Below are 13,264 nucleotides of genomic sequence, written 5' to 3'. Positions count from 1 at the left end.
TCATGCGTACCTTGATCGCCGCCGGGCTGGCCGTCGTCCTGCTTGCGGGGTGTGGTGGTCACGGGCAGGAGACCGCGCCGAGTGTGGCGCCGCTGGTGTCGGTGAGCGGGTTCGACACCCCGTCCGCGACGCCCTCGGACACGCCGTCGCCGACCGCGTCGGCGACACCTGCCGAGACCGCGTGCACGCAGATCGACGAGACGTTGGTCCGGACCACGCTGGCCGTGCCGGTGGTGAAGATCGAGCGACAGAACCCGCCGGCCGAGCTCGACATCCCGTCGTACGACGTCTGCCAACTGAGCCTGAGTACGGCGTCGAACGGGCCGGTGCTGCGGATCGGGGTCTCGGTGCTGCAGGCAACCGCGGCGACGCTGGCGGCGGCCCGGAAGGCGTACACCGCGCACCGGCGCGAGCCCGCCGTGACCGCGAACGTCGGCGCGGGCGGGTACGGGACGAGTCAGTTCGTGGTGTTCCTGCTCGACGGCAGGCTGTACAAGATCTCCGGGCCGCAGGCCACGCTCGCGAAGTACGTCGTACTCGGCCAGGAGGTCGCGCGGCTGGCGCCGGAGCTGCCCGCGCCGGCGCTGGAGATCACCCGGCCGGAGTGCGATCGAGGTTCGGACGCGGCCGAGCAGGTGATGGGCGTGCCGGCGACGGCAAGGCGCGACGGGGAGACCCTCGTCGGCGATCCGGTGTGCGGCTGGATCACCGCGACGAGCGTGCTGTACTCGACGGTCCGCCGGGAGACGGATGCCAAGGCGTTGATGGCGCCGCTCCGCAACGCCCCGACCTCGCAGTCGATCCCGCTCGGCGACGAGGGGTACATCGACACCGCGACCGGCCGGACCACGATCCGGGTCGGCGACGACAAGCTCGTCGACCTGGTCCCGCTGCCGGCCCGCGCGCTGAACCCCGACCTGATGACCCAGTTCGCGCTTGCGCTCTCGTCGCTCTACACCCACTGAGCCGGGTGCTATGGTGACCGCGCCGTGGTGTTCGGGAAGCCGGTGAAGTACCGGCGCGGCCCTCGCCACTGTGATCGGGATGTGCACCTGTCGTACCCGTGAGGGGACCACTGGCCGTGTGAGCGGCTGGGAAGGTCAGGCCGGTGGACGCGGTACCCGTCAGCCAGGAGACCGGCCACGGCGCTGACCCGTCCACGAGGTGCTGGAGGAGCGGTCCGCTCATGGCCGTCGTACGTGTGCTTGCTGTTGCCCTGTCGTTGAGCCTGCTGGCCGGCTGCGCGCCGTCCGCCGCGGAGAGCCGTGGGGCCGCCACCACGGTGAAGAACTGCGGGATCGACGTCTCCGTCGACGGCCCGCCGAAGCGGGTGTTCGCGGCGTACCAGCCGGCGATCGAGCTGGCCCACGCGCTGGGTATCTCGGACCGCCTGGTCGGTACGGCGTACCTCGACTCCCAGGTACTCCCGGAGTACGCCGCCGCGCAGTCGAAGGCGAAGTACTTCAAGAACCTGCCGAGCCGCGAGGAACTGCTCAGCCTGAACCCGGACTTCGTGCTGTCCGGGTTCAACGACGTGTTCAGCGCGGGCGGGAGCGACGCGAGCTTCGGCAGCCGGAAGAGCCTCGCCGACCTCGGGGTGCGGACCTGGATCTTCAGCCCGCTGTGCCCGACCGCGGACGGCAAGGGCGACGAGGCGATCGACCCGGCGACGGTCTCGATGGACAACGTGTACGCCGACCTGCGCGATCTCGGCCGGCTGTTCGGCGTCTCGGACCGCGCGGAGCAGGTGATCGCCGACCAGAAGAAGCGGATCGCCGCGGTCTCGGCCGCCGTCAAGGATGCGCCGCGTCCGACGGTGGCGATCGTCCGCCCGGGGCTCGAGGGCGGCGGGATGACCGTGTCCGGCGGCCCGGACTTCGGTACGGTGCTGATCCGCCAGGCGGGCGGCGTGAACGCGTTCGCGGACCTGACCTCGAAGCGGAACGTGAAGATCAGTGTCGAGGAGTTCATCAAGCGCGACCCCGACTACGTGCTGATCAGCGGATGCTGCGACGCCTCGCTGACGGCCGCGGACTCGGAGCCGGACGTTCGGAAGATGCTCGCCAATCCGGCGTTCGCGAATCTGAAGGCGGTGCGGTCGAAGCACGTGATCCCGTGGCTGTTCGCGAACCACTCGGCCGGGGTGCGCGGCGCGTACACCACGGAGAACCTCGGCCACCTCTTGCACCCCGATCTGGTCAAGTGAAGCGCGCGACCGGTCTGGTCGCGGTGCTGGCGGTCGTCGTCGTGCTGTCCTTGTGCGTCGGTGACCGCTGGATCGGGCCCGGGGAGGTCTACCGGGCGCTGGCGGACTTCAGCGGCAGCGACAGCGATCGGGTGGTCCGGTACCTCCGGATGCCGCGGACCGTCGCGGGCGTGCTGGTCGGCGCCGCGTTGGGGCTGTCCGGTGCGGTGATGCAGGGCGTCACCCGGAACCCGTTGGCCGATCCGGGGATCCTCGGCGTGAACGCAGGTGCCGCGGTCGCGGTGGTCGCAGCGATCGGGCTCTTCGGCATCCACAGCCTGACCGGTTACGTCTGGTTCGCGATGGTCGGCGCGCTGGTGGCCACGGTGGCCGTCTACCTGGTCGGCACGGTCGGCGGGATGACGCCGGTGAAGCTCGCGCTGGCCGGTGCCGCGGTCTCGGCGCTGCTCGGCTCGATCACGTCGGCGGCGACGCTGATGGATCTCTCGACGCTGAACGAGTACCGCTTCTGGGTGGTCGGTTCGTTGTCCCTGGCTGACGAAGGCGTCGTCGCCCAGGCCGTACCGTTCGTTGCTGTCGGCATCGTCCTTGCGCTGGCGCTCGGGCGCTCGCTGAATCCGCTCGCGCTGGGCGACGACTTGGCGCGGGCGCTCGGCACCCGGGTGCTTCTGGTCCGCGTACTGGCCGGTCTCGCGGTGGTGGTGCTGGCCGGTACGGCGACCGCGATCGCGGGCCCGATCGGCTTCCTCGGGCTCGCCGTACCGCACGTCGCGCGGTTGGTGGTCGGCCCGGACCAGCGCCGGATCCTGCCGTCCTCGATGCTGCTCGCGCCCGTCGTACTGCTGCTCGCCGACATCCTCGGGCGGATCGTCGCACGCCCGGCCGAGTTGCAGGTCGGGATCGTCACCGCGCTGATCGGCGCGCCGCTGTTCATCGCGCTCGTCCGGCGAACGGCCGCATCGTGAGGGTCGGTGTGCCGGCGTCCGTGCTGACCGTCGTCGTCGGCGCGTACGCCCTGACCCGCGGCGACTACACGCTGTCGATCGCCGAGGTACTGCGGACCTTGTCCGGGCACGGCACCTTGATCACGTACGACGTGGTCGTCGGCAATCGGCTGCCCCGGGTCCTGACCGGGATCGGCGTCGGGGCGGCGTTCGCGATGTCCGGCGCGATCTTCCAGCGGCTCGCCCGGAATCCGCTGGTCAGCCCGGATCTGATCGGTGTCAACGCCGGCGCCGCGCTGGCCGCCGTACTGATCATCACCGTGATCGGCAGCGGCTGGATCCCGCTCGGCGCGCTGCTCGGATCGTTGCTGGCGGCAACCAGCGTCTACCTGCTGGCGTACCGGAACGGGGTGTCGGGGAATCGGCTGGTGCTGGTCGGCGTCGGGGTGACGGCGATCGTCGGGGCGTTGACGGCGTACCTGCTGACGCTCGCGGACATCTACACCGCGAAGAGCGCGTCGATGTGGCTCGCCGGAAGTCTCGCGGGGCGGTCCTGGACGCACGTCGTACTGATCGGTGCGACGCTGGTGGTCGGGACGCCGGCGGCCGTGCTGCTGACGCGGCAGTTGCGGCTGCTGGAGCTCGGCGACGACGTGGCGCGAGCGCTCGGCGGGCGGGTGGAGTTGGCGCGCGGGGCGTTGATCGCGCTCGGCGTAGGGCTGGCGGCGTTTGCGACGGCGGCGGCCGGGCCGGTGGGGTTCGTGGCGTTGGTGGCACCGCAGCTGGCTCGCCGGTTGGTTCGGCGGCCCGGGCTCGTGGTGCCGGGGGCGATCGGGGCGTTGCTGGTGGTCGCGTCGGACCTGCTGGCGCGGACAGTGGTCGCGCCGACCGTGCTGCCGGTGGGGGTGGTGACCGCGTTCCTCGGAGCGCCGTACCTGCTGTATCTGTTGACCCGTCCTACCTGACCTTCGCGATGGTGGCGATCGCGTCGGCGATCTCGGTCGGGGTACGGGCGGCGTACCCGAGGACCAGGCCGGGCGCGTGCGGGAGTTGGCAGTGCCAGGACAGCGGGTGGCATTTCACGCCCGCCTCCAGGGCGGCCGCGGCGAGCGCGACGTCGTCGCCTTCGTCGAAGGTGATGGTCAGGTGCAGGCCGGCGGCGGCGCCGTGGATTGTTGCTGTCGGCAAGTGGGTGCGGATCGCGGCGACCATCGCGTCCCGGCGGGTCCGGTGCCGGCGGCGGAGCAGGCGGAGTTGGCGTTCGAGTTCGCCGGACTCCATCAGCTGCGCGAGCGTGAGCTGCGGGAGGACCGCGTTGCCGAGATCGGCCAGGCGCTTACGGCCGACCACTTCTTCCTTGTACTGCGGGGGCGCGAGCATCCAGCCGATCCGCAGCGCGGGTGCGAGCAGCTTGGAGACGCTGCCGAGGTAGAACACCTGCTCCGGGAGCATCGCGCGGAGCGCCGGCACCGGCGGGCGGTCGTACCGGTGCTCGGCGTCGTAGTCGTCCTCGATGATCAGGCCGCCGTCGCCGGCCCACTGGACGAGTTCGCGGCGGCGCTCGCCGTCGAGGACGACCCCGGTCGGGAAGTGGTGCGCCGGCGTCGTCATCACCACCGCCGCCTCGGACTTCCGCAGTACGTCGACCTGGAGCCCGCGGTCGTCGACCGGGACGGGCGGGGTCCGCACGCCCCAGTTCTGCAGGTGCTGGCGGGAGCCGAGCGAGCCCGGGTCCTCGACGGCGATCTCGTGGATGCCGTGCCGGTCGAGCAGCTGCGCCACGATCGCGATCGCCTGCGCGACGCCCGCGACGATGATCAGGTCCTCCGGGTCGGCCGCGATCCCGCGGTACCGCGCCAGCCAGCCCGCCACCGCCCGCCGGAGCGCCGGCGCCCCGGCCGGATCGCCGTACCCGAAGGCGGTCGTCTCCAGGTCGGTCAGCACCGCCCGCTCGGCCCGCAACCAGGCTGTTCGCGGGAACGCGGCGAGGTCGGGCACGCCCGGCGTCAGGTCCACCCGGGCCGGGGCCGCTCGCAGGTCGTCGAAGATCTCGACGTCGGGTACAGAACGACAGGAGGTGGCCGCGATTTCCGCCGCCCGGCCGGGCGTGCCAGGCGGGCGAGGCCGTGTAAGTAGACGACTACGTCCTGTCGAACTGTCCGCTAACGGCACGGCTCCGACGACAGTCGTACCCCGTCGGCGCTGCCCCGAGATGTGCCCGTCCTCGGTCAGCCGCTGGTACGACTCGGTGACCACGCCGCGGGAAATGCCCAGGTCGGCGGCCAGGGTGCGGGTCGACGGCAGCCGCGTGCCGACCGGGAGTTGCCCGTTCGCGATCGCGGCCCGCAGCCGGTCGGTGAGCCAGTCGGCCAGCCCGCCGGCGGGTGCCTCGGACGGGTCGAGCTGGAGGAAGTCCGCGCCGCCTTTGGACCTGCCACTTGGTGCCGGATTGGACCTGTTCACTGGACCATTGTGGCGCGACCGTGGAGGTATGGGAACCGACTACGTCCACGGTTACACCCCGGCGGAGACCCGCCGGCTCACCGACCAGGCCGGCACGCTCGCCGACCTCCTGCACGGCGGTACGACGTACCCGGCCGGCAGCCGCGTCCTCGAGGCCGGCTGCGGGGTCGGCGCGCAGACCGTCCAGCTCGTCACCCGCAGCCCGGGCATCGACCTGGTCGCGATCGACATCTCCGAGGCCTCGCTCGCGCAGGCGAAGGCCCGGGTCGCCGAACATGCGCCGTACGCCGTGGTCGACTGGCGGCACGCGGACCTGCACGAGCTGCCGGACGAGAAGTTCGACCACGTCTTCGTCTGCTTCGTCCTCGAACACCTCGCCGACCCGGTCGACGCGCTCATCCGGCTCCGCGGCCTGCTCAAGCCCGGCGGCACGATCACCGTCATCGAGGGTGACCACGGGTCCGCGTTCTTCCACCCGCACAGCGCCCGCGCCCAGGCCGTCGTCGACTGCCTCGTCGACCTGCAGGCCGCGGCGGGCGGCGACGCGCTGATCGGCCGCCGCCTCCAGCCGCTGCTCGAACAGGCCGGGTACGACGACGTACAGGTCGAGCCACGGACCGTGTACGCCGACCAGAACCTGCCGCACCTCGTCGACGGGTTCACCCGCAGGACGTTCGTCGCGATGGTCGAGTCGGTCCGCGAACGCGCGATCGCCGCCGGCCTGCTGACCGCCGCCGAGTGGGCCGCCGGCATCGCCGACCTGGAGAGGTCCGCGGCCCCCGGAGGCACCTTCCACTACGCGTTCTTCAAGGGAGTGGGCCGAAGATGATCGGCTTCCTGATCCTCGTCGCCGCGATCTGCCGGGCCCTGCACCGCAACCAGCGCCGCCAGCTCCGCCCGACGGTCGGCGGGGTCACCGATCGGGATCTGCAACGATTGGCGGACGATCTCAGGGCGTGTTCATGAACGCCTGGTAAACAAGGGAGATGGACCCGACTGAGCAGCTCGAGATCGAGACGAAGTACGACGTCGGCGACGACGTGATCGTGCCGGCGCTGCACGAACTGCCCGGCGTCGCGAGCGTCGCGCAACCGGTCGAGCTCGACCTGGAGGCGGTGTACTACGACACCGCCGACTACGACCTGGCCGCCCGCAAGGTCACGCTGCGGCGGCGGACCGGCGGCGAGGACGACGGCTGGCACGTGAAGTTCCCCGGGTCGGCCGGGCGGCTCGAGGTCCGGTTCCCGCTCGGGCGTTCGGTGCGCAGCGTCCCGCTCGCGGTCGTCCGCACGGTCCGGGTCCACGTGCGGGACCACAAGCTGGAGCCGGTGGTCACGTTGTCGACCCGGCGGGTGGTGCACCGGCTGCTCGACGCGGACGGTGCGGTGCTCGCGGAGCTGGCCGACGACCACGTGACCGCGACGGTCGTCGGCGCGGAGCCGGAGAGCTGGCGGGAGTGGGAGGTCGAGCTGGCCGGCGGCGACAACCTGCTGCTCGAGGACGCGGGCGAGCTGCTCCGGTCGGCCGGCGCTCGTCCGGCGAGCGGCCCGAGCAAGCTGGCCAGGGCACTCGGCGACCGGGTCCCGGCGCTCGAGGATGCGGTCCTGCCGAAGAAGCCGCGGACGTCGGACCTGTTCCGGGCGTACGCCGGCGCGCAGGTGCAGGCGATCCGGGAGCGGGACCCCGAGGTACGGCGGGACGTGCCGGACTCGATCCACAAGTTCCGGGTCGCGACGCGGCGGCTCCGGTCGGCGCTGGCGACGTACCGTCCGGTGATCGACCGCACCGTCGGCGACCAGCTGCGCGTCGAGCTGAAGTGGCTCGCCGGTGAGCTCGGCGTGGCGCGGGACGCCGAGGTCCAGCGCGAACACTTCGCGGCCGAGGTCGCGGAGCAGCCCGTCGAGCTGGTGATGGGCCGGGTCGCGGGCCGGATCGACGACCACCTGCGCCAGGTCTACCGAGAGGGTCGCACCGGCGCGCTGGCCGCGCTGGAGAGCCCGCGGTACTTCCGGCTGCTCGACGCCCTCGACGACCTGATCGCGAAGCCGCCGGTGATCGGCGACGACCGCAAGGCCGGCAAACAGATCGCCGACCTGCTCACCCACGACTACCGCCGGATGCGGAAGGCCGTACGCCGTTCCCAGCAGGCGGAGACCGTCGCGGAACAGGACCACGAGCTCCACGAGGTCCGCAAGGCCGCCAAGCGCCTCCGCTACGCCGCCGAGTCCGCCGTACCCGTCCTGGGCGACGCGGCCTCGGATCTGGCCGCCCGCGCCGAACAGGTCCAGGAGATCCTCGGCGAACACCAGGACTCGGTCGTCTCCCGGGAACTCCTCCACGCCCTCGCCCTCCAGGTCTACGCCGAAGGCGGCAACCCCTTCACCTACGGCCGCCTGCACGCCGCCGAGGAAGCCCGGGGCAACACCTCCCGCGAATCCTTCTACGACCTCTGGCCCACCCTCGAGTTCAAGCTCTAGCCGAAAACAGGAAACGGACCCGGCGGGAGGGTGCCGGGTCCGTTTCCTGGGGCGGGGGTGGGGCTGTCAGGCAGGTTCGCGTCGACTCAGCAGGGCCTGCCTGACAGGTCTTTCTAGTGCGCCACCGCCTTCTCGGCGCCGGCGCCGGTCAGGGAGCGGACCTCCATCTCGGCGAACTTGTCGACGTCGACCGGCTCCTTGCTGGTGATCGTGCCCAGCCAGCCGAGGACGAACGCGAGCGGGATCGAGACGATGCCCGGGTTGTCCAGCGGGAACCAGTGGAAGTCGATCCCGGTGTCGGTGATCATCGACAGGCTCGCGCCGGTCTTCTTGTCCACCTTGCCGGAGACGACCGGGCTGAAGACGATCAGGATGATCGTCGAGGCCAGGCCGCCGTAGATGCTCCAGAGCGCACCGCGGGTGTTGAACCGGCGCCAGAACAGCGAGTACAGGATCGTCGGCAGGTTCGCACTCGCCGCGACCGCGAACGCGAGGGCCACCAGGAACGCGATGTTCTGCCCGTTCGCGAAGATCCCGCCGATGATCGCGACGATGCCGATCACGACCGCGGTCAGCCGCGCCACCCGGACCTCGCCGTCGCCGCTGATCTGGCCCTTCTTGATGATCTGGCCGTAGATGTCGTGCGCGAACGACGTACTCGCGGTGATCGTCAGCCCGGCCACCACCGCGAGGATCGTGGCGAAGGCGACCGCGGAGATGACGCCGAGCAGGACCTCGCCGCCGAGTTCGTAGGCGAGCAGCGGGGCGGCGGAGTTCGCCTTGCCGGGGGCCGCCTTGATCCGGTCCGGTCCGACGATCGCGGCCGCGCCGTACCCGAGCACCAGCGTGAACAGGTAGAACACGCCGATGATCCAGATCGCCCAGCTGACGCTGCGCCGGGCCTCCTTGGAGTCCGGCACCGTGTAGAACCGCATCAGCACGTGCGGCAGGCCGGCGGTACCCAGTACCAGGGCGAGCGCGAGCGAGATGAAGTCCAGCTTGGTGACGCCGGTCAGGCCGTACTGCAGACCCGGGCTCAGCAGCTTCTCGCCGGCCGCCGGGCTCTTGTCGACCGCCGCACCGAGCAGGCCGGACAGGTTGAAGGTGTACTTCGCGAGCACCCAGAGCGTCATGATCCCGGCGCCGATGACCAGCAGGACGGCCTTGACGATCTGTACCCAGGTGGTGCCCTTCATCCCGCCGACGAGCACGTAGGTGATCATCAGGATGCCGACCACGGCGATCACGATGCTCTGCCCGGCACGCCCGGACACCCCGAGGAGCAGCGCAACAAGACCCCCGGCGCCTGCCATCTGCGCCAGCAGGTAGAAGAAGCAGACGCCGAGGGTCGAGATCGCGGCCGCCATCCGGATCGGCCGCTGCTTGAGGCGGAACGACAGTACGTCGGCCATCGTGAACCGGCCGGTGTTCCGGATCAGCTCGGCGACCAGCAGCAGCGCGACAAGCCACGCCACCAGGAAGCCGATCGAGTACAGGAAGCCGTCGTACCCGTTCAGCGCGATCGCGCCGGCGATGCCGAGGAACGACGCCGCGGACAGGTAGTCGCCGGAGATCGCGATACCGTTCTGCGGACCGGTGAAGTTCCGGCCGCCGGCGTAGAAGTCCGCGGCGGTCTTGTTGTTCCGGGAGGCCCGGAACACGATCGCCAGCGTGGCCAGCACGAACAGCGCGAAGATCAGGATGTTCACGGTCGGGTTGCCGACAGTTGCCAGCGGCAACATCAACGGGGCGGTCACTGCGGTGCTCCCTCGATCTGGTGGCGCAGCTTCTCGGCGTCCGGGTCGATCCGGCGGTCCGCCCAGCGGACGTAGATCATCGTGATCGCGAACGTCGACACGAACTGGCCGAGGCCGAACAGCAGCGCGACGGTGATGTTGCCGCCGATCTTGTGCGACATGAAGCCGTGCGCGTAGTCGGCGAGCAGGACGTAGACGAAGTACCAGACCAGGAACAGCGCGGTCATCGGGAACACGAAGCGCCGGAACCGGCGACGTAACTCGGAGAAGTCCGGTGAGATCTGGACATCCCGGTACGTGGTCAGCTCCGGATCGCGAGTGGACTCGCTCATCGCGGGACCTCCAAGGGGGATCACGCCGGGCGGTATCGAGCCGGCTGCCCCGTACTGTGGCCTGGCTCACGCCCGGCCCGACAGCACCGGCGCGCACCGGTCGCTCAGCGGAGCAGACCAGTCGACCGGTGGATCACCGCGCTGCGACGAACGGTAGGAACAGCACGACGAGCGGTCAGCGCGACGGGAGACCGCGATCGACGTCGACCGCCTCGGGGGTGTGCAGGCGGACCATGCTGCGGGCGGTGCCGGCCGGGATCCTGTCCGGGGTGAGCTTCGAGACCACGATGACGGTGAGGAACGCGAGCGGCATCGTCCACGCCGCCGGTTGACCGACGAGCGCCCGCGGCCAGCCGCCCTGCGGACCGCCGGACACGTTCACCAGGGCGGCGGCGCTGGCCGCGATCCCGCCGACGACCAGCCCGGCCGCGGCACCGGTCGTCGACATCCGCCGCCACCAGATCCCGAGCACCAGCAACGGGCAGAACGTCGACGACGCGAGCGCGAACGCCAGCCCGACGGTGTCCGCGAGACTCAGCGCGCCGGTGACCGTGAACGCCAGGTACGGCACGATCATCGCGATCAGCGCCGCGATCCGGAAGCTGTTCACCGCGACGTAGTCCCCGCCGGTCCACCGGTGCAGCCGGCTGCGCAGCAGGTCCTGGTCGATCACGCCGGCGATCGCGACGGTCAACCCCGACGACGTCGACAGGAACGCCGCGAACGCGCCCGCCGCGACCAGCGCACCGAGCAGATCCCCTGCGGTGCCAGGGAAAACCCGCCCGGGCAGCTCGAGTACGACGGTGTCCCCGCCGGTGCTCACCAGGTCCGGCGCGAACGTCCGCCCGAGCACGGCGTACATCGGCGGGAACAGGTAGAACAGGCCGAGCAAGGCCAGCACGACCACCGTGGTACGCCGGGCCGCACGACCGTCGGGGTTGGTGTAGAAGCGCACCAGGACGTGTGGGAGGCCCATCGTCCCGAAACAAAGGGCCAGGAGCAACGAGTACGTCGCGTACAGCGGGTGGTCGCGCCCGCCCGCGCGGGACAGCGGCTCGGCCCACGCCGCGGCGGCGCCGTGCAGTGAATCGAGGACACCTGTCGGCTGGTGCCAGACGAGCAGGATGACGAAGATCGGTGCGGCGAGCGCGGTCAGCTTGAGCCAGTACTGGAAAGCCTGCACGAACGTGATCGAGCGCATCCCGCCGGCGGCGACGTTGATCACGACGATCACCGTGACGACCGCGGCCCCGACCTGGGGCGGCGCGCCGGTCACGGTCTGGACGGCCAGGCCCGCACCTTGCAGCTGGGGCAGGAGGTACAGCGTCCCGATGCCGACCACCAGCCCGGCGCAGATCCGTCGTACGGCGGCGGACTCGAAGCGGGTCTCGGCGAAGTCCGGCAACGTGTAGGCGCCGGACCTACGCAGCGGGGCGGCCACCAGAACCAGCAGCATGAGGTAGCCGACGGTGTAGCCGACGGAGAACCACAGCATGTCGGCGCCGTTCACCAGTACGAGCCCTGCGACGCCCAGGAACGACGCGGCGGACAGGTACTCGCCGCTGATCGCGGAGGCGTTCCAGCGTGGTGAGACCGCGCGGCTGGCGACGTAGAAGTCGCTGGTGGTCCGTGAGATCCGTAGACCGAACAGGCCGATCCCGATCGTGGCCACGACTACCAGGCTGATCGCGGTCACGCTGAGCGCGGGGGACATCTACTGCCGTCCTACGAACTCGGTGAACTCCGTCTCGATCCGCTCAGCGTTACGGACGTAGATGCGGGCCGCTGTGTACACCACGGGGTACACGAGGATGCCCAGGATCACCCAGGGCAGCGGGAGGCCCAGTACGGAGAGGGTGCGCGTGGGAGGGACCAGCCAGAACAGCAACGGGATGCTGCCCAGGATGAGCAGCACGCCGCCGATGACCGCCAGCGTCAGCCGCAGCTGGGACTGCACCAGCGACTGCATGTAGACCTCACCGAGCCGGGTCTGCTCGTCGATCTCACGGGTGCCTGTGGGAGTCAGCGGACGGCGTGCAGCGCTTGCTCGCGGGCTCGTGACGCGGACCCGCTTCGGTCCTTCAGGGGTACTCATCGTGAGCGGACCAGGAGGTCACGGAGCTCGCGGGTGTGCCGTCGGCTGACCGGGAGCCAGTCGTCGCCGACCCGGACCGAACAGCGGCCGCCGTCCACCCGCATCTCGTCCACGTGCTGCAGAGCGACCAGGGTGCTCCGGTGGATCCGGGTGAAGCCCGCGTCGCGCCAGCGCTCCTCCAGCGTGCTCAGCGGGATGCGTACGAGATGGGAGTTCTGGCCGGTGTGCAGGCGCGCGTAGTCACCCTGGGCCTCGACGTACCGCACCGTGGAGCGCTGGACGAACCGGGTAATACCGGCCAGCTCGACCGGGATCACCTCGTCATCCGTCTCGTCAGGGGTCTGCAGCGCGGCCGGAGCGCCCTGGGTGACGACCCGGCGTACGGCCTCCGCCAGCCGCTCCTGCCGGACCGGCTTCATCACGTAGTCGGTCGCCTCGAGGTCGAACGCCGCGACCGCGTGCTCGTCGTACGCCGTGACGAAGACGATCTGCGGGCGGCTGGCGAACTTGGACAGCACCCGCGCCAGGTCGATGCCGTCCAGTCCGGGCATCTTGATGTCGCAGAACACCACGTCCAGGTCGGTCGCCTGCAGGATCTTCAGCGCGTCCGGGCCGTTCGCGGCGGTCCGGATCTCCCCGATCCGCGGGTCCTGGCCCAGCAGGTACACCAGTTCGGCCAGCGCAGGCTCCTCGTCGTCCGCAACCAGCGCGCGCAGTGGAGTCTCCGCCATGCTGCGAACACTAGCTCCTACGACAGCATGTGAGGCAGATGGTCGGGCGGGTGCTCCCAGCGCAGGCGATGCGCGCCGTAGCCGGCCGCATGTACGCCGTCGTGCCCGCGCGGGCGCCGGCAGAAGTAGTACGGCGAGTACAGGTCCTTGCAGGAGTCGTCGTAACTCGTGTAGGCGAACTCGAGGTCCAGCCGGTTGTCATTCGCCATGCAACCTCGTCCCCAGCAGGACTCGCCCCGGCGGGAACGGTACGTGTCCC

Annotated in this window: 14 protein-coding genes and 1 riboswitch; of the genes, 7 read left to right on the top strand and 7 right to left on the bottom strand. The window is 70.6% G+C overall.

The window, feature by feature from the left end:
• Nucleotides 1–2 precede the first annotated feature (2 nt).
• The 4 genes from AB0M51_RS28445 to AB0M51_RS28430 all read left to right on the top strand — a co-directional run bounded on the left by AB0M51_RS28445 (nt 3) and on the right by AB0M51_RS28430 (nt 4,115).
• On the top strand, nt 3–965 hold the full coding sequence (locus AB0M51_RS28445) for a hypothetical protein (protein ID WP_344188653.1): 963 nt from the start codon (nt 3–5) through the stop codon (nt 963–965).
• 8 nt (nt 966–973) lie between these two features.
• A riboswitch (cobalamin riboswitch) is annotated at nt 974–1,160 on the top strand.
• Nucleotides 1,161–1,186: 26 nt separating this feature from the next.
• Entirely contained in the window at nt 1,187–2,206 is a 1,020-nt protein-coding gene (locus AB0M51_RS28440; RefSeq protein WP_344188652.1) for an ABC transporter substrate-binding protein, read from the top strand.
• Nucleotides 2,203–3,171 carry an iron ABC transporter permease gene (locus tag AB0M51_RS28435; protein WP_363751241.1) on the top strand — a complete coding sequence of 323 codons (969 nt, stop codon included), beginning with the start codon at nt 2,203–2,205 and terminating at the stop codon, nt 3,169–3,171. The genes AB0M51_RS28440 and AB0M51_RS28435 overlap by 4 nt, the downstream gene beginning before the upstream one ends.
• Nucleotides 3,168–4,115 (top strand): iron chelate uptake ABC transporter family permease subunit, encoded by a 948-nt coding sequence (locus AB0M51_RS28430; RefSeq protein WP_363751239.1) that lies wholly within the window; start codon nt 3,168–3,170, stop codon nt 4,113–4,115. The genes AB0M51_RS28435 and AB0M51_RS28430 overlap by 4 nt, the downstream gene beginning before the upstream one ends.
• Here AB0M51_RS28430 and AB0M51_RS28425 read toward each other — a convergent pair.
• On the bottom strand, nt 4,108–5,613 hold the full coding sequence (locus AB0M51_RS28425) for a PLP-dependent aminotransferase family protein (RefSeq protein ID WP_363751237.1): 1,506 nt from the start codon (nt 5,611–5,613) through the stop codon (nt 4,108–4,110). The two genes, AB0M51_RS28430 and AB0M51_RS28425, sit on opposite strands and share 8 nt — an antisense overlap.
• A gap of 28 nt (nt 5,614–5,641) precedes the next feature.
• Between AB0M51_RS28425 and AB0M51_RS28420 the strand changes: the two genes are divergently transcribed.
• Genes AB0M51_RS28420 through AB0M51_RS28410 form a run of 3 tightly spaced genes read left to right on the top strand, consistent with a single transcriptional unit; the run spans nt 5,642 to nt 8,090 of the window.
• Nucleotides 5,642–6,442 carry a methyltransferase gene (locus AB0M51_RS28420; protein ID WP_363751235.1) on the top strand — a complete coding sequence of 267 codons (801 nt, stop codon included), beginning with the start codon at nt 5,642–5,644 and terminating at the stop codon, nt 6,440–6,442.
• Nucleotides 6,439–6,579, top strand: a complete 141-nt coding sequence (locus AB0M51_RS28415; RefSeq protein ID WP_363751233.1) for a hypothetical protein — start codon at nt 6,439–6,441, stop codon at nt 6,577–6,579. Before AB0M51_RS28420 ends, AB0M51_RS28415 begins: the two co-directional genes overlap by 4 nt.
• Nucleotides 6,580–6,599: 20 nt before the next feature.
• A complete protein-coding gene (locus AB0M51_RS28410; RefSeq protein WP_363751231.1) occupies nt 6,600–8,090 on the top strand; it encodes a CYTH and CHAD domain-containing protein in 1,491 nt (496 codons plus the stop codon).
• A 113-nt stretch (nt 8,091–8,203) separates the two neighbouring features.
• On the opposite strand, the gene AB0M51_RS28405 is transcribed toward AB0M51_RS28410, so the two are convergent.
• From AB0M51_RS28405 to AB0M51_RS28380, 6 genes are all read right to left on the bottom strand, one after another.
• Nucleotides 8,204–9,832, bottom strand: coding sequence for a cation acetate symporter (locus AB0M51_RS28405; protein ID WP_344188701.1), 1,629 nt, complete (start codon nt 9,830–9,832; stop codon nt 8,204–8,206).
• 11 nt (nt 9,833–9,843) lie between these two features.
• A complete protein-coding gene (locus AB0M51_RS28400) occupies nt 9,844–10,179 on the bottom strand; it encodes a DUF485 domain-containing protein (RefSeq protein WP_344188644.1) in 336 nt (111 codons plus the stop codon).
• Nucleotides 10,180–10,354: 175 nt separating this feature from the next.
• A complete protein-coding gene (locus tag AB0M51_RS28395) occupies nt 10,355–11,893 on the bottom strand; it encodes a cation acetate symporter (RefSeq protein ID WP_363751229.1) in 1,539 nt (512 codons plus the stop codon).
• Nucleotides 11,894–12,274, bottom strand: a complete 381-nt coding sequence (locus AB0M51_RS28390) for a hypothetical protein (RefSeq protein WP_363751227.1) — start codon at nt 12,272–12,274, stop codon at nt 11,894–11,896.
• On the bottom strand, nt 12,271–13,005 hold the full coding sequence (locus tag AB0M51_RS28385; protein WP_363751225.1) for a LytTR family DNA-binding domain-containing protein: 735 nt from the start codon (nt 13,003–13,005) through the stop codon (nt 12,271–12,273). Before AB0M51_RS28385 ends, AB0M51_RS28390 begins: the two co-directional genes overlap by 4 nt.
• 17 nt (nt 13,006–13,022) lie before the next feature.
• A complete protein-coding gene (locus AB0M51_RS28380; RefSeq protein ID WP_344188640.1) occupies nt 13,023–13,214 on the bottom strand; it encodes a hypothetical protein in 192 nt (63 codons plus the stop codon).
• Nucleotides 13,215–13,264 lie beyond the last annotated feature (50 nt).

The sequence above is a fragment of the Kribbella sp. NPDC051137 genome (assembly GCF_040682535.1).
In the GTDB taxonomy this organism is placed as follows: Bacteria; Actinomycetota; Actinomycetes; order Propionibacteriales; family Kribbellaceae; genus Kribbella; species Kribbella karoonensis.
Note: the sequence above shows the minus strand (reverse complement) of the source record. Positions and strands in the feature narration are given on the sequence as shown.

Bases quoted from the DNA above. Each gene is read 5' to 3' on its own strand.
- AB0M51_RS28445 (WP_344188653.1), top strand. From the start codon at position 3: ATGCGTACCTTGATCGCCGCCGGGCTGGCCGTCGTCCTGCTTGCGGGG.
- AB0M51_RS28440 (WP_344188652.1), top strand. From the start codon at position 1,187: ATGGCCGTCGTACGTGTGCTTGCTGTTGCCCTGTCGTTGAGCCTGCTG.
- AB0M51_RS28420 (WP_363751235.1), top strand. From the start codon at position 5,642: ATGGGAACCGACTACGTCCACGGTTACACCCCGGCGGAGACCCGCCGG.
- AB0M51_RS28415 (WP_363751233.1), top strand. From the start codon at position 6,439: ATGATCGGCTTCCTGATCCTCGTCGCCGCGATCTGCCGGGCCCTGCAC.
- AB0M51_RS28410 (WP_363751231.1), top strand. From the start codon at position 6,600: ATGGACCCGACTGAGCAGCTCGAGATCGAGACGAAGTACGACGTCGGC.
- AB0M51_RS28405 (WP_344188701.1), bottom strand. From the start codon at position 9,832: ATGTTGCCGCTGGCAACTGTCGGCAACCCGACCGTGAACATCCTGATC.
- AB0M51_RS28400 (WP_344188644.1), bottom strand. From the start codon at position 10,179: ATGAGCGAGTCCACTCGCGATCCGGAGCTGACCACGTACCGGGATGTC.
- AB0M51_RS28395 (WP_363751229.1), bottom strand. From the start codon at position 11,893: ATGTCCCCCGCGCTCAGCGTGACCGCGATCAGCCTGGTAGTCGTGGCC.
- AB0M51_RS28390 (WP_363751227.1), bottom strand. From the start codon at position 12,274: ATGAGTACCCCTGAAGGACCGAAGCGGGTCCGCGTCACGAGCCCGCGA.
- AB0M51_RS28385 (WP_363751225.1), bottom strand. From the start codon at position 13,005: ATGGCGGAGACTCCACTGCGCGCGCTGGTTGCGGACGACGAGGAGCCT.
- AB0M51_RS28380 (WP_344188640.1), bottom strand. From the start codon at position 13,214: ATGGCGAATGACAACCGGCTGGACCTCGAGTTCGCCTACACGAGTTAC.